Origin of the sequence: Larkinella punicea (assembly GCF_003334855.1) — a bacterium.
Taxonomy (GTDB): Bacteria; Bacteroidota; Bacteroidia; order Cytophagales; family Spirosomataceae; genus Larkinella; species Larkinella punicea.
Genome location: NZ_QOWE01000002.1, coordinates 232,581 through 251,718, shown reverse-complemented (window position 1 = coordinate 251,718; position 19,138 = coordinate 232,581). Strand labels below are relative to the sequence as shown.

At 54.1% G+C, this 19,138-nt stretch carries 13 protein-coding genes; 6 read left to right on the top strand and 7 right to left on the bottom strand.

From position 1 onward, the window contains the following. Positions 1 to 7: 7 nt before the first annotated feature. The 3 genes from DUE52_RS02850 (at position 8) to DUE52_RS02840 (ending at position 3,894) form a co-directional block, all read left to right on the top strand. On the top strand, positions 8 to 1,132 hold the full coding sequence (locus tag DUE52_RS02850) for an ABC transporter permease (protein WP_114404434.1): 1,125 nt from the start codon (positions 8 to 10) through the stop codon (positions 1,130 to 1,132). A gap of 156 nt (positions 1,133 to 1,288) precedes the next feature. Continuing rightward, complete coding sequence (locus DUE52_RS02845; protein WP_114404588.1) at positions 1,289 to 2,602, top strand: TolC family protein; 1,314 nt, start codon at positions 1,289 to 1,291, stop codon at positions 2,600 to 2,602. A 158-nt stretch (positions 2,603 to 2,760) separates the two neighbouring features. Beyond that, the gene (locus DUE52_RS02840; protein ID WP_114404433.1) at positions 2,761 to 3,894 is read left to right on the top strand and encodes a J domain-containing protein; all 1,134 of its coding nucleotides are present in this window, start codon (positions 2,761 to 2,763) and stop codon (positions 3,892 to 3,894) included. 519 nt (positions 3,895 to 4,413) lie between these two features. Here the strand turns inward: DUE52_RS02840 and DUE52_RS02835 are convergent. From DUE52_RS02835 to DUE52_RS02805, 7 genes are all read right to left on the bottom strand, one after another. Further along, on the bottom strand, positions 4,414 to 5,973 hold the full coding sequence (locus tag DUE52_RS02835) for an ABC transporter permease/substrate-binding protein (protein WP_114404432.1): 1,560 nt from the start codon (positions 5,971 to 5,973) through the stop codon (positions 4,414 to 4,416). Between the two features lie 132 nt (positions 5,974 to 6,105). Continuing rightward, positions 6,106 to 7,002: a DUF1207 domain-containing protein gene (locus DUE52_RS02830; RefSeq protein ID WP_114404431.1), complete on the bottom strand. Its 897-nt coding sequence runs from the start codon at positions 7,000 to 7,002 to the stop codon at positions 6,106 to 6,108. Between the two features lie 53 nt (positions 7,003 to 7,055). Further along, complete coding sequence (locus tag DUE52_RS02825) at positions 7,056 to 8,435, bottom strand: dipeptidase (RefSeq protein WP_114404430.1); 1,380 nt, start codon at positions 8,433 to 8,435, stop codon at positions 7,056 to 7,058. Between the two features lie 105 nt (positions 8,436 to 8,540). Next, positions 8,541 to 9,200, bottom strand: a complete 660-nt coding sequence (gene plsY / locus DUE52_RS02820; RefSeq protein WP_114404429.1) for a glycerol-3-phosphate 1-O-acyltransferase PlsY — start codon at positions 9,198 to 9,200, stop codon at positions 8,541 to 8,543. A gap of 244 nt (positions 9,201 to 9,444) precedes the next feature. Next, a complete protein-coding gene (locus DUE52_RS02815; RefSeq protein WP_114404428.1) occupies positions 9,445 to 12,630 on the bottom strand; it encodes a PVC-type heme-binding CxxCH protein in 3,186 nt (1,061 codons plus the stop codon). Positions 12,631 to 12,684: 54 nt separating this feature from the next. Then, positions 12,685 to 13,587 (bottom strand): ThuA domain-containing protein, encoded by a 903-nt coding sequence (locus DUE52_RS02810; protein ID WP_114404427.1) that lies wholly within the window; start codon positions 13,585 to 13,587, stop codon positions 12,685 to 12,687. Between the two features lie 162 nt (positions 13,588 to 13,749). Next, positions 13,750 to 15,666, bottom strand: coding sequence for a sensor histidine kinase (locus DUE52_RS02805; protein ID WP_114404426.1), 1,917 nt, complete (start codon positions 15,664 to 15,666; stop codon positions 13,750 to 13,752). Between the two features lie 227 nt (positions 15,667 to 15,893). On the opposite strand from DUE52_RS02805, the gene DUE52_RS02800 reads away from it, so the two are divergent. From DUE52_RS02800 to DUE52_RS02790, 3 genes are read left to right on the top strand one after another with little or no spacing between them, the layout of a single operon-like run. Beyond that, entirely contained in the window at positions 15,894 to 16,454 is a 561-nt protein-coding gene (locus DUE52_RS02800) for a sugar O-acetyltransferase (RefSeq protein ID WP_114404425.1), read from the top strand. A gap of 21 nt (positions 16,455 to 16,475) precedes the next feature. Next, complete coding sequence (locus DUE52_RS02795; protein WP_114404424.1) at positions 16,476 to 17,432, top strand: ABC transporter ATP-binding protein; 957 nt, start codon at positions 16,476 to 16,478, stop codon at positions 17,430 to 17,432. Positions 17,433 to 17,444: 12 nt separating this feature from the next. Then, positions 17,445 to 19,004, top strand: coding sequence for an ABC transporter permease/substrate-binding protein (locus tag DUE52_RS02790; protein ID WP_114404423.1), 1,560 nt, complete (start codon positions 17,445 to 17,447; stop codon positions 19,002 to 19,004). Positions 19,005 to 19,138: the final 134 nt, after the last annotated feature.

Genomic DNA, 19,138 nt, shown 5'->3' with positions numbered 1-19,138 from the left:
CTTTGCCATGTTTAGAATCGCGTTCAAATTCATCCGCTACGATGTGGCCAAGTCGCTGGGTGCACTGGCGGGAATCGTTATTTCGGTGTTTCTGGTGGGGCAGCAGGCCGGTATTTTCATCTTCCTGACCGACGCCATGCGGAGCATTGTCGACAACAACAAGGGCTACATCTGGGTGACGGACGAAACCACGACCAACGCCAACCAGCTCAGCCAACTCGACGTTCGGAAAGGCTACGAAATCGGTTCGCTGCCGGGCGTGGAGCGGGTTTATCCGGTGGTGATTGCCGGAGCCGGGGCCAAATTTGCCAACGGCACCACAAGCGGTTTTTCGCTGATCGGTTCCGAAGCCCCGGCTTTTGTTGGCGGACCGTGGCGGCTTTACACCGCCAAACCGGCCGACATGATTCCGGAGGGCGCACTGATTACCGATTTCTACGACGCCAAAGCCCTCGGCGGACTCAAACCGGGCGATTATTTCGAAGTCAACGGAAAAAAGGTGTACAACGCGGGTCTGACGCGGGGCGCGCGCTCGTTTGGCGGGGGATTGCTGGCGTTCACAACCATCGAACGCGCCCGGTTTCTGGCCAACGTTCCGACCAACAAAGTGAGTTTTTACCTCGTCAAACCCAAAACCGGTGTTGTGGAGGCAACGGTTATTCAGCAGATTAACCAGAGCATCACCGGGGTCCGGGCCTGGAATGCCGACGACCTTTCGCAGGTTACGGTCAAAACCGTGCTGGCCACCAACGGTATTGCCGCTTCGTTCGGCAGTCTGATCGGTTTTGCGGTTATTTCCGGACTGGTCATTATCGGACTAACGCTCTACTCGGCGGCTATCGACCGCATCAAGGACTACGGCACGCTCAAAGCGATTGGCGCCACCAACGGCTACGTCAGCCGCCTGATTCTGACCCAGGCGCTGCTGTTCGCGGTCGTAGGCTACGTGGTTGGTCGGGGATTGGCCGAGGCTTTCCGGCTGGGCATTGCGCAGTCGGGAACGCTATTTTTTTTCCCGACCTGGTTTGAATACGCCCTTTTTGTGATCACGCTGGTCATCTCGCTGGGCGGTTCGGTATTCGCCATTCGTCGCATCAACTCGCTGGAACCAGCCACGGTTTTCAGGGGATAATTTCATTGAGCGATTGTGTGATGGGGCCGCCAGCGCGGTGAGCGAATGAGTGGTCATGCCCGGATATTCGTCTTCATTGGTCAATATTCTTTATTTTCAACAAGATACAATATGAAACCGGCCGTATTTCAACGTTCCTTTTTCTTCTTTAGCTTCATGGCGGTAGTCCGATTCGCGCTTTTGCTCGCCGGCCTGCTTTCACTCAATCACGCATTCGCTCAATCGCTCAATAATAGAATCACGCTCGCTCAGGCATTGCAGCAGGCGCAGGCGAACCGGCTGGAACTGACGAATCAGCGGTTGCAGACGCAGATTGCGGAGAGTGACGAAGCCCGGCGACACGCCCAATGGCAACCGCAGCTCAATGCTGGAGCCGATTTCCGCTGGAACACGCAGATTCAGCGGAGCGTGATCAAAAATGCACCGTTTGCCAACGGCCAGGATCTGGTGTTGCGGTTTGGGACGCCTTTCAACAACATTCTGAACGTGCAGGCCGAGCAGAAAGTCTACGACGCCCAAAGCCGCATCGACCGTTCGATCAATCAGTTGAATGCCGAAAATCAGCAAACAACGCTGGAAACCCGGAAGGTCGAGGTGCGGCAACAGGTGACGGAAGCGTATTACCAGACGGTATTCAACCGCGAAAAACAGCGGCTGTCGGAACGCGCCCGCAGCCGGGCGCAGGGCTATCTTGAACAGGCGCAGGCTCGTTTTCGGGCCGGGACGTTGCTGGAAAGTGAGTTTGACCGGTTTTCGCTGGATCTCAGCAATGCCGAACTGACCTACCGCAACGACCAGCGCGATTATGCGCTGAGTCTGGAAAATCTCCGGTACCGAATCAACGCCCCGCAACCTGTTGAACCCGCCGATTCGCTCCGGGCCTTGTTCGCGGAATTTCAAACGCTGGGACTGGCGGTCGGCAATCGCCCGGAACTGCGGACAGAAGAACTGAACCGGCAGGTGAACGAACTCAACCAACGCCGGGAACAGGCCCGGCTGGCACCGGTCGTAACGGCCTATGGTGCGTATTTTGCCCAGCAATTTTCCGATGCGTTCAATCCCTTCCAGAGCGGAACCTGGTTTCCGTACAATTACGTGGGGGTTCGGGTCAACGTTCCGGTGTTCGACGGGCGGCAAACGCGGCTGAACAAACAGGACTACGTCCGGCGGGCGCAGATCAATCAGAATACGCTTCAGCAACTGAAAAACGACTTTGACTACGAACTCCGGGCGGCCCGGAACACGCTCGATCAGGCCCGCGAAAACCTCGCCGAAACGCAGAAGAACATCACCCAGGCCCAGAACATTCTGGCCATCGACCGCGTCCGTTTCGACGCCGGCACGCTGCTGCTGGCCGACTTCCGCAACAGCGAATACAGCCTGCAACAGGCCGAAAACAACTATCTCCGGGCAGTTTATGACGTATTGCTGGGGCAGGTACAGGTTCGGAAAGCCCTGGGGAATTTGTAAGAACGGGCGTTTCTGAGGGGCAAAGAGGTTGAGGAAATTTCGGCGATTGACGGCACCGGGGAAGCAGAAGCTACGAAAGTTTTTTTAGAATGAGCGGTTCTCCGGAATAATTTCCAAATCCATATTCTTATTTTTGCCACTCACTACGTCAACGGCCCATGAAACCACAAGCCCAGCAGATTATCCGGATCGGGAGTACGAAAGACAAGGACATGCTGTCGAAACCCCAGAAGGAGTTTAACCGCCTGACCCGGAAAATCGAGACGCTGGAAAAAGAGCTGGTGGAATACCGGGAGGCTTCAACCCGCATTCAGCAACGCATTCAGACCGAACTCCTGCCGTTGCAAACGGAATTTCATGAGCAACGGGCCGCGCTGGTTCGGGTTTTCGATCGCGCCCACGATTCCGGCACTTTCAAGGCCAATGAACGGAAAAAACTGGTCGATATCATCCTGAATCTGACCTATGACCTCATCTCCGAGCACGGTCTGGACGACCTGAAACCGATCTACGACAAGTATGACCCCGACGGTTTTGACGCCACCACCGCCGAAGCCGACGAGCTGACGTCGGAGGCCATGAAAGCCATGTACAGTAGCATGTTTGGCGTCGAGTTTGACGACGATGCGGACGTGAGTTCCCCCGAAAAAATGGCGGAACACCTGCGGCAAAAACTGGAAGAACAGCAGGCAACTTACGAAGCGCAACAACGGCAAACCGAGGAGCGACGCGCCCAGCGGCCAAAAACCAAAAAGCAACTGGAGCGGGAAGCCAAAAAACAGACCGAAGAACGCAGCATCACGAAAGCCGTGCGGACGGTTTACATGGATCTGGTGAAGGCCTTTCACCCTGACCGGGAACCCGACGAAGCCGAGAAACTGCGCAAAACCGAGGTGATGAAGCGGATTACGGAAGCCTACGAAAAAAGCGACTTGCTGACCTTGCTCCGTTTGCAACTGGAGTTTAACCGAATCGATCAGGATCACCTCGAAACGCTGGCCGAAGAGCAGTTGAAGTATTACAACAAAATTCTGAAACAGCAGACCCAGGAACTGGAAGAACAGCTTTACGGCCTGCAGTCGCAGCTTGCAGCCATCAGTGGGAAATCTCTGCTGTTTGTATCGTCACCGATGAGTCTGGAATTCAGTTTCAAAACCGACGTGCAGGAGTTGAAACGCAGCATCAAAAACCTGAAAAATGATCTGAAAGACTTTCAGGACGCTGCCGTGATGAAGCAGTGGCTGAAGTCATATCGGATTCAGAAAGCCGGGGATTTCGACGGTTTTTTCTGACGGTTACCCAGCGGAAAATTCTTGATTTTTGTTTATTTAAATAAGCTTTTTTATGTTTGATACCTGTTACGTAACGAGTAATAGCGTCTTTGGTCACATTACGGAATAACGGCACCATGTTCCACAAATCAAAGGCCAATGATTGTATCATTCAAGCACTCCCTACATCAACGCCGGAACAGTGGCTTGATCTTCAACAGCAGTATGATCTGTGGCAAGCTCGGCAGAAGAAACAGCCGATCATTGCTCCGCTTTGGCCCGCGAAAAACCGGATTACCGCTGCGCAGTAACTAACGTGAATTATGGATACGTTGAGTTCTGTTACGATGCCGTTAGGCATCTGATGTTTGTAGTAGGGATTTCGTATCCTTCCAGCCGCCTGCCGTAGGTAGGCAACGGTTGCCTACCTACGGCAGGCGGCTGGAAATCAGGCTATTGTTCTATAAACATTCCGTCTCTACGAGACGACACGAGCCATAATTCACGTTAATTATTTGTTATTTAGTTGGTTAACAACTGTTACCGGTCCAGATACCGCTTCAAATCCGAAATGGATTGGATGCCCAGTTGGTCGGCCTGCGCCCGGCGCATCATCAGGGCGTAGGTGTTGTTGAAACCCAGCGGAGGCAGCCAGGTCAGGTTATACCGGTTTTGAAATTCACGACTGACATACTGAAAAACCGCTTTTCGGTCGGATTTAATGGAATCGGCCAGGGCCGGGGGCGGTTGCAGAATCACGAGTAAACCCGTTCCGGTGTATTCCGGATACAGGTCGATGTCGCCGGACGCCAGTGCGTCGAAGCAGATTTTGGTGCCGCCCAGACCGGTTTTCGTAATCACTTCCAGCGTTGTGCGGTTTTCGAGCAACTGCCGCAGAATCTCGGCCAGAATGTATTGTTCCGTAAAAATCTTGGTACCGATCACGATCTTTTCGGTGCGTTTGGTTTGCACCGGTGGAATCAGCAATCCGGTTTGTTGCAAAAAACGCCGGGCCACGACTTCGGGCGATTCGTGCAGAAAATCCGCGCGGTAGTTCAACTCCGTCATGACCGAATCCGACAGCCGACCTTCCAGCAAATGCAGTGTTTTGGGAACGTCGGGATATTGCTCTAAAACTGCATTTCGAACCACCAGTGCGGCTTCGTAGGGCGGAAACGCATTTTTGTTATCCTCCAGAACCCGCAACTGAAACGCCTTGATCCGTCCGTCGGTCGAATACCCGCTGATGAGATCGACCTGCTCCCGAAAAACCGCTTCGTACATCAGATTCTGGTCGATGAGTTTAGGCGTCATCTGCAAACCGTAGGCCCGAACCAGGCCCGGATACCCATCGGCGCGGCCGTAAAACTCGTGGGCAAAACCGGCCGTCAGCTTCGCCTGACTCCCCAGCGGTACCCAGTAAAAAGCCGACAGAATGGGAGCGATCAGCAGAAAAGCGAGGGCAACCCGGCGAAGCCGTACTCCCTGCAACTGTTGCAGCCGGGCCAGCAAAAAATCGAAGAAAATCGCTAACAAAGCCGCCGGAATGGCGCCCGCCAAAATCATGTTGCTGTTGTTGAGGGCAATACCGCCGAAGACAAACTCGCCCAGCCCCCCGGCGGCCACGTAAGCCGCCAAGGTTGCCACGCCCACGTTGATGACGGTGGCGGTGCGAATCCCGGCAAAAATAACCGGCAGAGCCAGTGGCAGTTCCACCCGAATCAGCATCTGGCCGGTGGTCATGCCCATGCCCAGCGCGGCTTCTTTCAGCATCGGACTCACTTCCCGAATGCCGACGTAGGTGTTGCGGACAATCGGCAATAAAGCATACAGAAACAAGGCGGTGATGGCCGGCCAGATGCCGATTCCCAGCAATGGAATCAGAAAGCCCAGCAGGGCAATACTCGGAATGGTTTGCAGAATGCCCACGACTGCCAGGACGACGGAAGCCAAACGCGGGCGGTATGTGATGAGGATGCCCAGCGGAAGGCCAACCAGCAAGGCCAGGCAAAGCGACAGAAACGTCAGGCCGATGTGCGTCAGGGTTTGTTCGGCCAGTTTGTCCCGTTGTTGAACCAAAAAGTCGAAAAAATCCTGCATGATTGTGCTTAGATAGCCCCTAAATCCCGAAACGTCGGCCCGGCCTAAAGGGGACTTTTTGCATCTGGAGTATAAGTGTACAAGTCCCCTTTAGGCCGGGCCGACGTTTCGGGATTTAGGGGTGAAACAAATCTAAATCGGATTGAAATACACACCGATGCCGAACCAGCGGGTTTTCTGGTTTTCGTAGACGCTGTAGGGGCGGAAACCGGTGTAGCTTTCCAGCAGGAACGTCAGGTTGTTGGCCGTGCGGCCCAGTTCCAGACCCAAACCGGCTTTGACACCGGGCCGGAAGTCGGTTTGCTGCCAGACTTTCAGATCCACCCCCCCCACAAAGCGGGCAAAGGCCTGCGACGGTTTGCGGTAATAAAAACCGGCCTGAGCGCTCAGTCGCTCGCGTTCTTCCGGTTTTCGCAGACCAATTCCAACACCCAGGTATTTCCGTAAACCGTTCTTTTCGTGGTTGTACGTCACGTCGATCACTTCGTAATTGACCGGATTGGGGAGGTAATAATTGATCTGGTTGCGAAACAGATAATCGTCGCCGAGGTGGGACGACAAGTGATACAACCGCAACCGCCAACTGTGATTCCGGACTTTGATATTGTAGAGAAAACTGAGCCGGTAATCGGTGTTCATCAACTGACGTTTCTGTTTGTTCAGCTTATCGTCGTGATACACTTCAAACTGCGTAAACGAAGCCACGTCAAACGAAAGCTCGCTGCTGCGGTCGGCGGATTTATACCAGCGAATCAGCGGTTTTCGAAGTCCGAACGCAAACGGGACGATGGTGCCGTCGTATTGGTCGCCGTCCATCCAGTAGCCGGGCAGAACGCTGACGCTGGTTTGGGCTTCGATGGGGTCCAGTAAAATGGGATCGAAGAGGTGGCCTTTGGGCAGAAACTCCCGGCGCGGAAACGTCGGCTGGGTCAGGGTTGCGTGGCGAATCACGAGGGTGTCGGGCAGATCCTGCGCCAACGCACCCACCGATCCGGTGAAGAGAAGAAAGGACAGTAAATAAGGTTTCATCGCGCAATAAAAACCTCCGGTTTTCAGGCCGGAGGGTGACAACAGAGAGTTTTTTAAGCCTCAACGCCCGTTTTCTTCAATTCGGTGTAGTGTTTATAGAAGTACGGAATGGTTTCGATTCCCTTGTAGAAATTGAACAAACCGTAGCTCTCGTTCGGCGAATGCAACGCGTCGATGTCCAGACCAAAACCCATCAGAATGGATTTGACACCCAGTTCCTGCTCAAACAGCGCCACGATGGGAATGCTGCCACCGCCCCGGGTCGGAATGGCTTCCTTGCCCCAGGCTTCGCGGAAGGCCCGGCGGGCGGCTTCAAATTCGACCGAGTCGGTGGGCGTTACGTACGGCTGACCGCCGTGGTGGGGCGTTACGGTTACGGTTACCGTCGGCGGAGCGATAGAAATAAAATGCTTCGTAAACAGTTCGGTAATCTCGTCGGGGTCCTGACGCGGCACAAGCCGCATGCTGATTTTGGCCTGTGCCTTGCCCGGCAACACGGTTTTGGCCCCTTCACCAATGTAGCCACCCCAGATGCCGTTCACGTCCAGCGTCGGACGAATCGAAGCCCGTTCGGGCGACGAATAGCCTTCTTCGCCAAAAACCGCCTTGAGGTTCAGATCGCGTTTGTATTCTTCTTCATCGAAGGGTGCTTCGGCCAGGGCCGCCCGTTCTTCAGTCGTCAATTCGTCTACCTTATTGTAAAAACCGGGGATCGTGATCTGGCCTTTTTCGTCGTGTAACGAAGCAATCATCTGACACAGCACGTTGAGCGGATTGTGAACCGCGCCACCGTAGACGCCCGAATGCAGATCGCGGTTCGGCCCAACGACTTCCACTTCGACGTAGGAAAGACCCCGCAAACCGGCTTCGATCGACGGCACATCGTTGGCAATGATGCTGGTATCCGAGATCAGAATCACATCGCATTTGAGTTTATCGCGGTTGGCGGCCACAAAATTGCCCAGGTGATCGGAGCCAATTTCTTCTTCGCCTTCAATCATCACTTTGACGTTGCAGGGCAAACCGTCGGTGGCCAGCATAGCTTCCAGCGCTTTGACGTGCATGTAAAACTGGCCTTTGTCGTCGCAGGCCCCCCGGGCATAAATGCGTTCATTGCGAATGGTCGGCTCGAAAGGCGGGGTGTTCCAGAGTTCGTACGGATCAGCGGGTTGGACGTCGTAGTGGCCGTATACCAAAACCGTCGGCAACGCATCGTCGATCAGTTTTTCGGCGTAAACGACCGGATGGCCCGGTGTTTCGTGCAGCGCAGCATTGTCGAGACCGGCGGCAGTCAGTTTATCCCGGACAAATTCAGCCGCCCGGCGCATATCGGGTTTAAATTTAGAATCGGCACTCACGGACGGAATCCGCAGCAATTCGAAGAGTTCGTTCAGAAACCGCTCTTTATGTTCCGCAAAGTAGGTTGATAACATGGTGTTGACGGGTTTTTGTCGGACTGACAAAGGAAATAGTACCAAAAAATGACGCCCCGAAGTTAATCACTTCGGGGCGTCATGCAATCAGGAATAGCTTGAAACTTATTCTTGGTCTTCTTTCTTTCGGAATTTAATCAGCCGTGTCCGGCTTTCTTCGCCATTCAGCAGCCGGGTGATGTTTTTCTGATGGGTCAGTACCACAAACAGAAAAACGACTACTCCGAAAACAATCAGCAGCGGATGTTCTTTTTGTCCAAAAGCCCGCAGCAGCAACAGCACCGGAAAGGCCAGGGCGGCCATCATCGAACCCAGCGAAACGTATTGCGAGGCAATGACCACCACCAGAAAAATACCGATGCAGACAGCGGCCACTTCGGGGTGAATCGCGAGAACCATGCCCAGGAGTGAGGCAACGCCTTTGCCGCCTTTGAAGTCGGCCCAGATTGGAAAAACGTGCCCGATAACGGCCACAAGGCCAAAAACCAGTTTAAACGTCAGGATTTCGTGGGTTCCGATCACGTCGAAATACCACAGCAGGGAGGCAAGAATGGTGGCGGTGTAGCCTTTCAGTACGTCGATCAGCATCACGACCGTGCCGGCCCGTTTGCCCAGAACGCGAAAGGTGTTGGTCGCACCGGCGTTTCCACTTCCGTATTTACGAATATCTAATCCAAAAAAGCCCTCTCCATACCAAACGGCAGTCGGAATGGAACCCAACAGATAAGCAAGTAAGGTCGTTGCAATGATTAATAACACGTTCATTCAAGAAATCTACCGCTTCGGCGGTGCGATTGACATTGAGTACATACTAAACTTAAATCACCCCAAAGAGGTGCGCAGAGACTTAAAAGTAGGAATTTCCGGCGGGTTGTAACAACTCCTAAATGACAAATCTACGAAAAAAACCGAGTTTGTTACCGTTTAATAACACCAAAACCATGAAATGTATTCCTTTATCACCATTTTTCATGTATTTCCCACAGTCGTCAGACTGTGGGAAATAGACTTATTTCTCCATCGGGTGTTCTTTCAGTAACTGATCCGGCGCGTAAAAATCCTTTTTGCTTCCAATAGCCGCCCGAACCTGCTTCACTTTCGCCGGCAGGATGGCCGAAGCCTGGTTTCCGAATGAATTCCGGACGTAGGTCAGCACGGCTGCGATTTCGTCGTCCTTCAGCAAACCGCCGAATGGTGTCATCGGAACCTGTCCGGGGTAATTCTTGCCTGCTACTTCGATAGGTCCCAGCAGCCCGTTCAGCACAATTTTGATGAGACGATCTTCATTGCCGGACACCCATTTCGTGCCGTTCAGCGGGGGAAAACCGGAAGCCGCCAGTCCTTTGCCGTCGGGCTGGTGGCAGGTGGTGCAATAGCCTTCCTTGCCATAAATCTCTTTGCCCTTGTTGAACAGTGCCAGTTCGGCGCCTTTCAGCGTGGTTTTTTCAGCCACCTCTTTCACGGCTTTGACATTGACGTCGTTCAGATGAGCAACGGCAGTTTCGTAGGCGTGAATCATCCAGTCGTCGAGCGGTTTTTTCTTGGCCTCGGCCAGAATCGGCAATCCTTTTTCCTTTCCGATCCAGGATGCCGCCACAATCGCGTCCAGCCGAACCCGGCTGTTGTCGTCCTTCACAGCCTGCATCAGCAGTGCCGCCTGATCGGGCACCTGATGACCGGTATACCGCACCACCTGAACGGCCGCGGCCCGGGCGTGGTAATCTTTCGCCTTCAGCACCTGGCGCAGCAGCGGCTGATCGACCTTGTTCATCCCCCAACTCACCCACAAGCCTTCGAGCAGGTGGTGTTCGTAGCGCGGATCGTTTTTATCGAGTTTCGCCACCCAGGTTTTCAGTTTCGCCAACACCTGATTGACATCGCGACCGCGTAGTTCGCGTCGGGTGCGGTAGCGGGTGCGGTATTCGGGCAATTTCAGATTATCCAGTAATTCTTCGATCGTGGCCCCGTCAATTTTAGCCGGTTTGACCAGTGGACGCGAGGGATACGTAATCCGGTAGACCCGACCGTGTGAGTGGTCGCGCAGCGGATCGCGGGCGTTGTGCTGCATGTGGCCGATCAAAATGTTGTGCCAGTCGATCAGATACAGCGAACCGTCGGGAGCGAACTCCATGTCGACGGGCCGGAAGTTACGGTCTTCGCTCACCACCAGATCCATCCGGTGCTGGCTTTTATAGCCGGTTCCGTCATCGACCAGCGTGTGTTCTTTCATGCCCAGAAAACCGATGGTGTTGTTGATCAGGAAATCGCCCTGCAATTCGTCGGGGAAATGGCGGCTCGAAACAAACTCCAGACCCGACGTTGGACGCACGCGGTGGGCTTCCTCGATCAACTGTACGGATTTATGCGTAGCCTGACCGTAGCGCGGCAACACCGTTCCCGGCATCATCCAGCGAACATCGGGGCTGGAGGTTTCGGCAAAAAACGGCTGTCCCCAGTCGTCAAACGCAATGCCCCAGGGATTCGGAATGGAAAGTTGGGCCGTACGTTCCAGCTTGTGACGCTGGGGCGTATACCGGTAAAAACCGCCGTTGGTGGCCCGAACCGGGCCGTACGACGTTTCGACGTTGGTGTGCAAGAACACGCCTTCGCCCGAATAAATGGCGCCGGAAGGGTCCACGCAAAAGGCGTGGCTGTTGTGGTGGGTGTCGTGGTCGTCGAAGCCACTCAGCAGAATTTCACTTTTATCGGCTTTATCATCCCCGTTGGTATCCGTAAAGAGCTTCAGATTGGTTCCCTGCGAAACGTAAACGCCTTCTTTCGCGATTTCGAAGCCCAGCGGCAGGTGTAATCCATCGGCAAAAACCGTCTCTTTGTCAGCCTTGCCATCGCCGTTGGTATCTTCGAAAATCAGAATCTTGTCATTGGGTTTGGAATCGCCCGGTTTGTAGTGCGGATAGCTCGGCATCACCGCCACCCAAAGCCGCCCCTTGCCGTCGAACGACATCTGCATCGGTTTGGCCAGGTTCGGAAATTCCTCCTCGGAGGCAAATAGCTCAATCTTGTAACCCGCAGGAACTTTGAGCTTCTCCAGGGCTTCCTTGCCGTAGAGGTAGGTTAAACTGCCGTTTTTCTCCGGGTTGTAATTGGTTTTTACCGGCGGCAGGGGTGTGGTATTTTTATCCGCAACCGCCAGATCCAGCTTTTCGCCTTTGGAAGCTGCCAGCCAGATCGCATTGTCTCGAATGGCGGTTAACTCGCGGATTTTTTGAATTTCGGCGGGGTAGTTTTCCGGACCAAACGGATTGTAGCGACGCCCGTAGACGTGAACACCGTTCGGGATTTTGAAATCGTTGTGCCACATCCAGTTTTTCTCCATCACGGCCTCATGAATCAGCTTCCGATTGGTTTCCGCTTTAGCAGCCGCCTTTCCGAAAACCTGATCGACCAGCAACACACCCAGTTTTTTGTAGCCTTCTTCGTTCAATTGCGAACCATCGATGGTCAGCGGTTCTGCGCTGTCGGCATACCACTGCTGAGAAGGGGTGAAGGCATCGACAAAGAGAACCTTGTTCTGCTCCGCTACTTCCTTCATGGCTTTGGTATACAGCGACAGGTTTTCATTCTCCTTTTTGCCGTTCGGCAGATCCATTTTGGCGGATAAATCCTCAAAAGCGATGGGCGAAACGATGGCGAGTTGCGGGGCGGTTGTGCCGTTGTATTTCTGGCTCAGCGTCCATTTGATAAAGGCATCCAGTTCGGCTTTGTAGTTTTCCAGTTTGGCCGGCCCCTGAAACGATTCGTTGTACCCGAAAAAAGCGACGATAACATCGGTTTTCAGGCGGGTGAGCCATTGATCGGGCGTTTCGAAATGGCCTTCACTTTGGGAGGGATTGGCGTATTCGGTCTGAAACTTTTCGGCACCGGGAAACGCCCAGGGCAAATTCCGGCTGGCGTGGGGCCGAAAACCGGGGGTGTCGCCCCCGTCGCACATGTTCCGGATGAAGAGCTCGCTATCGGGGTAGCGAACCTGTAGCTCGGTCTCAAAATTGTCGTAATTCATCATTCTTGACCCCAGATTGTTGCCAAGCAGCATGATGCGCGACCCTTTTTTGAGCGGAATCGGTTCGGCTCCGGAAAAGAAACCCCGGTTTGATTGAAAAGCACTGAACGCGATGAGCCCCAATCCAACGGCAATCAGCAGTCCGATGAGGCTATTTTTCCTGGGTTTAGACATTTCTATAACTTCTAATATGTAATACGGATTCGAAACGGCGGGACTTGGGGGCTACTACTTCACGATACCCCGGTAAGGCACATTGATCGCTATGCTACCCTTCCATTTTTTAGGAACGGGTTTGCCCAGCAACCAGTGTATGGCATTGATGGTCAGTCGCTGAACACTTTCCTGCTGAAAGTCTTCGGGGTGTCCGAGGGTGGTGAAGAAAACCTTGGCATTGGCTTTGTTTTTCCAGGTCCAGGCAACCGGGTTATCAATAGCCGGTTTGTCCGGATTGACCGATTTGCCCATCAGCAGCAGCGTTGCGTCTTTGGGGGGATAGTCCGGACGAACCCGGTAGAGCCACGAGGCCGCGTGAAACGAAGGAGCCACACCCGTCAGGATGGGGTTTTTGGCCGCTTCCGGAATGATCGTTACATCGGTCGTGCTTTCGTGTCCATAGTGGGTATGCCCCGCCTTTCCCCAACCGGGCGGTGAGCCAAACGCTCTTTCGCCGAAGGCATTCCATTCCTCCGAAGCATCGCCTTTCGGAAAATTAAACGCGTGTGTGGATGTCCGGAAGCCCATAACCGGTTTTCCGGATTTGAGGTATTCGTCGATGTACTGGAGTTGGTCGGGGGGCAATTGCCGCCACCGCAGGAAAAATACCGCCAGATCGGCTTCCCGCAGGGCTTCCAGACCGGGGATGTTTTTTTCGGCATTCTGATCCGGAGCGGATTTTATGACTTTGGTCCGGAAGCCATAATTTTTTTCCAATTCGGCCGCAATCAGCGGCAGGGTTTGTTCACCGCTGTATTCATGGTCGCCCGCAACAAAAACGATATACGGTTTTCCGGCTTTTGCGGGGGATTTCAGTCGGTTGGCGAGGGCTTCGTTTTCGGTCAGGCTCAGCAAGCCGGCGAGTCCCAGCAGGCCGGAGGTCTGTTGTAAAAAAGCTCTGCGTTTGGTTTTCATGAAGGGTCGGTTTAGGATCCAGGTTCTAATCTGCCAAATTAAGGAATTTTGGGCGCGGATTTACTCGTGGGGGAGATTTTGTGAAACAGGAAACCGTATTTTGGGAACGATATTGCAGGAAGTAGGCAGACGGTATTCTACAAAAGGTTTTCCGACAAAAAACTACGCTTCCATTCCGTCACGGAAGCGTTGAGGCACTACCGGCGTCACGGTGGCTAAGGCGAGACTGATGGATTGGACCGGAAACCGGAGGGTTACCGTGGTGCCAGACCCCGGTCTGGAATCGATGTGGATTGTTCCACCCAACACAGCCGCCCGGTGGTGCTGATTGCGTAAACCGTGGCCCGTCGGTAGCGCATCCGGGGAAAACCCAATCCCGTTGTCGTGAATCGTCAGACAAAGTGTGTGAGGATCTTCAGCCTCCAGCCGGATGGCCACTTCCGTCGCCCGGGCGTGCTTGACGATGTTGTGCAGGGCTTCTTTGTAAATCAGGAACAGGTTCCGCCACTGATCGGGTGGCAGGGACGCAACGGACAACTGAGCTGAAATCTCCAGAATCGGACGAATACCGGTAGGCTCGAACACGCTCCCGGCCATGTTCTGTAGCCGATTGGCAACCGCGTCGGTTTGGGGCTGGTGGAGTGTTAAACTCCAGACGATGTCGCGCATCCGATCCATGATGTGCCGGGCAGTTTCGCCGATGGTGGTGAGGGCGGTTTGGGCCTGGGCCGGTTGGTGAGCCAATCGCCCTATCGCAACCTGGCTCAGGATGCTGATGCCGCTTAGTTCGGAGCCGAGTTCATCGTGCAGATCGCGGGCAATGTCACTTCGGATTTGTAGTAATTGCGCCTGTTTGCGTTGATTCTCCTGCAACTGTTCGACCAAAGCCGTCTGTGTCCGCAGTTTTTCCTGCATGACCAACTGCTGCCGTTTTGCCAGACCGAGTGAGAAAGCCAGCAACTCGGCGATGTAGCTGGTGGCCCAGATCAGAACTTCCCGAAAATCCAGACCGGGTACATCATAAAATACTTGTTGATTAACAAAGCTGATAAGCCCGCCGGTGAGGAAAAATACCATTCCCCAAAAGATGTATTTGACCGTCGCATCGTAAAACCGCCACAGAACCCAGAGGGTGAACAAACCGAGAGCCATCAGGCTGATTTCGAGAATGCCGTAGGTAGAAGTAAGGAATGGAACATACAGCCGCTTTATCGTAATGAAGAGGTCGAAAGCCCCCAGTCCGAACAAAATCCAGCCCGTCCAGCGAAAAACCCGGTTCAGCCTGGGCGCGCGGGTGTCCAGTTGCACGTAAGATCGCACAAAAAACGTATAGGCCGATAAGGACCAGAAAAACGTGGTTAGTGAGACGCGTCCGGTAAAGCCGATCTCCCGAAAAACCGGCCAGGTGTCAACTACGATGAACTCGCCGAGCATCAGCAACCGGACTAACACCAGCAATAGATAGAGCGCATAATAAAGAAACATCCGTTCGCGCAGCAGGAAGAATTGGGCGCTGGTGAAGAGAAACATCATCAGGATAATACCCCAGAAAAACGTTTCACCCAGGCGATTTCGGTATTTGGATTCGTAGAGCCAGAGCGCTTCTTTGGCCTTATAAGCCGCTGGGGTGAATAGCCGGACCGGAAACGTTCGGGAGTATACCCGCATTCTGTTCAAAACCTGGAGACGGTATGTCGCTGATTGCCCCGGTTTCAGGGTGAACAGAACCAGATTTTTGTCGCGCAGGTAAGGCATCACGCGATCCGGCGGGGGGCGGGTTGCGGTCAATTGGCCCGTATAATCAAGTAAAATCAGCGTGTTACCCCGTTCCTGATACAGCCGGATCGAGTCGGCAAGGTCCCCAACCTCGATTACCACGGGCGCGGGTTGCGAACCGGGGTTTATCACAACAAACCGGTGTTCGGTGGTTTGGTTCGATGGGGTTAGTGTAGCAGGAAGGCCCGTCTGTTGGGTTGGCCCAAATGGGTAAACCAGCGGCTGGGCCGGGAGCGAATCCGCGAGAGCTAGGCAGACGATGAGCGTAAGAAGTAGTTTACCGACGTAGGTAGCGGACAACATACTAGCATTTGTTTCCTCAAGATAAAGAAACCATGTCTGAAAGTTGATAAAAAGTCCATTTAGGCGGGTTAAATTGAGCGATCGGTTCCTGATAGCAGGAATTCATAGCGGTTTGCGGTTAGAGGAGAAAAAACCGCTCGCTATCTTTTTCAGGGACAGGATGATTTGTGCGGTAAATCGTATGATATTGGCTTGATTTATGTCGGTATTTCTACCTAAAACACAGGATGAGCGAACGGGAAAAAATGCTGGCCGGGGAGTGGTATTGGGCCAATGACCCTGAACTGCTGGCGATGCGGGCGCGCGCCCGGGAATTATTCATGCGGTATAACCAGACCCTGAACAGTGAACAGCCGCTCCGGGAAGAAATACTGGGCATTCTGCTGGGATCATTTGGCAAAAATCCGGACATTCAGCCGCCTTTCTATTGTGACTATGGTGCTTACATTCACTTGGGCGATACGGTTTTCATCAACTACAACTGCACCATCCTGGATTACTGCCCGGTTACCATTGGCAATAATGTGCTGATTGGCCCCAATGTAAGCCTGTATGCGGCTTCACATCCGCTACTGGCCAGTCACCGAATTCAGAAGGGGTCGGATATTGCGAAACCCATCACGATTGGCCACAACGTCTGGCTGGCTGGCAATGTCGTCGTTTGTCCGGGCGTAACCATCGGCGACAACACCACGATCGGGGCCGGGAGCATCGTGACGCGGGACATTCCGGCCAATGTTTTTGCCGCCGGAAATCCGTGCCGGGTGATTCGGGAAATTACGGAATAAGCTGATTTTAACCCTGTTCCTATGATTGCTGTTCGTCACCTTACCAAGCAATACCCGACTCATCTGGCCGTCGATGACGTCTCCTTCGAAGTGGGCGCGCGCGAAACGCTGGTGCTGCTGGGAACCAGCGGTTCCGGCAAAACGACCACGTTGAAGATGATTAACCGGCTGATTGAACCGACGTCCGGCGTCATCGAGGTGAACGGGATTGCAATCGGCGAGCGAAAACTCCACGAACTTCGGCGGGAAATTGGCTACGTGATTCAGGAAACCGGCCTGTTTCCGCATTACACCATCGGCGAAAACATCGCCCTGGTGCCGAGGTTGTTGCAATGGGACGAACGGAAGACTCAGGATCGCATTCGGGAACTGATGGCCATGCTCCGCCTGCCCGAAACCTTCGTGAAGGCCTATCCCAGTCAGCTCAGTGGCGGACAACGGCAGCGGGTGGGCCTGGCCCGGGCGCTGGCGGCTCAACCATCGATTCTGCTGATGGACGAACCGTTGGGCGCGCTCGATCCCGTTACCCGGAGTGCCATTCGCCGGGAATTCCGGAATCTGGAAGAAATACGCCAGAAAACCATCGTTTTGGTAACCCACGACATCCGGGAAGCGTTCGAACTCGGCGACCGCGTGGCCTTGATGGACGGTGGACGCATCCAGCAGATCGGAACACCCCGCGAGCTACTTTTGCGCCCAGTCAATGAATTTGTCCGCAATTTTTTCGCCGACCAGTGGTTATCGCTCCAGTTGCACGCTTTTTCGCTCCAGGATTTATCGCCCTATCTGCCCGACGAAGCCACTTCGCCCCCCGAAGCGCGGCTTTTTCCGGCCCACACCCAACTGGCCGATGTCATGAGCGAACTTTCCGGCTCCGAAACCATTGTTTTCCAATCCAGTCAACGGTTTATAACCATTCAGTCGGCCACGATCTGGCCCGCATTGGGGCAGTTACTCCAGCATCAATCCGTATCGTAAACCGTACTCGCCGTGCAGGAATTTTTCGAATTCATTGTTGAACATGCGGATAAACTGGCCGAACAAACGCTGACTCACATCGGCCTGACATTCCTGTCGCTGTGTATAGCACTGATCATTGGCATCCCACTGGGTGTGCTGATCACGTTCCGCCCCCGCATCGTCGGCGTCGTTCTGGGGTCGGTGGGTGTGCTGCAAACCATTCCGAGCATTGCCTTGCTGGGCTTCATGATTCCACTGCTGGGGATTGGGCCGGGACCAGCCATTGTCGCCCTGTTCCTGTATGCGCTGCTGCCCATTGTTCAGAACACCTACGTCGGCATTCGGGAAGTGAGTCCGGCGCTGAAAGAAGCCGCGCGGGGCATGGGCCTCACGCCCTGGCAGGTGCTGGTTCGGCTCGAATTTCCGTTGGCACTCCCGGTTATTTTTGCCGGCATCCGCACGGCCACGGTCATCAATGTCGGCGTGGCCACGCTGGCGGCTTACCTCGCGGCTGGCGGACTGGGGGAGTTTATTTTCGGCGGTATTGCCCTGAACAACACCAACATGATTCTGGCCGGTACCATTCCGTCGGCCCTGCTGGCCATTCTGCTGGACGCCGGGCTGGCCCGTTTGCAGAAGCTGCGCGGTTTGGGCCGGTTTCGCGTGATGGCGGTTTTTTTCCTGCTCGTACCGGTTCTGTCGTCGTTCTATCTGGTGCCGGGCGCGGGTCGACCTAAACTAAGTGCTGGTTTTGCACACGAATTCTACGGGCGGGCCGACGGTTATCCGGCTCTGCTGCGGACGTACAACCTGCATCTGGCGTCGCGGCTGATCGACCAGAATCTGATGTACGAAGCCGTCCGCACCGATCTGGTAGATATTATCAGCGGATATTCGACCGACGGGCGCATCAAAGCTTTCAATCTGCGGACGCTGGCGGACGACAAACATGCCTTTCCGCCCTACGAAGCCGCTTTGGTCGTTCGGCAAAATACCTTGAAACAGCACCCGGAACTGCAACCCGCGCTGGATCTGCTGGCCGGGCAGCTTTCGGATTCGTCCATGACTGAACTGAATTACCAGGTCGATCACCTGCACCAATCGCCAGCCGCCGTGGCCCGGCAGTTTTTGACCAGCGCCGGATTGCTCCGGAAACCGGACGGACGGAAGCGGCAGGGAAAAATCGTGATTGGGGCCATGATTTTTACGGAGCAATACATTCTGGCCGAAATCGTGCGGCAGTTGGTCGAAAACCGGACGGCGCTGGAGGTGATTACGAAAACCGGTCTGGGCGGCACCAAAATCTGCTTCGATGCCCTGATCGCCGGGGATCTTGATCTCTATCCGGAATACACCGGCACGGGTTTGCTGGTCATCCTGCAACCTCCACTGACGGTTTCGGATACACTACAGGTGAGCACTAAAGCGGTTTATCAGTACGTTAGCCGGGAGTTTGACCAGAAATACCAGTTAAGCTGGCTAAAACCGCTGGGCTTCAACAACACCTACGCCCTGATGATGCGCGAGGCACAGGCGGAGCAGTTGGGCATCCGGACCAATTCGGAACTAAAGCGGTATCTGGATCGGTGATTCACCTACCCAATAAGTAACTGACATCCCGTTATTTAACTGATATAAGTAAAACTTGGGTTGGTCGTAACCCTGTTTTTTGTGTCTTTATCGATACAACAGAAGCACTGAAACTAATTAACCGATACTTCAAA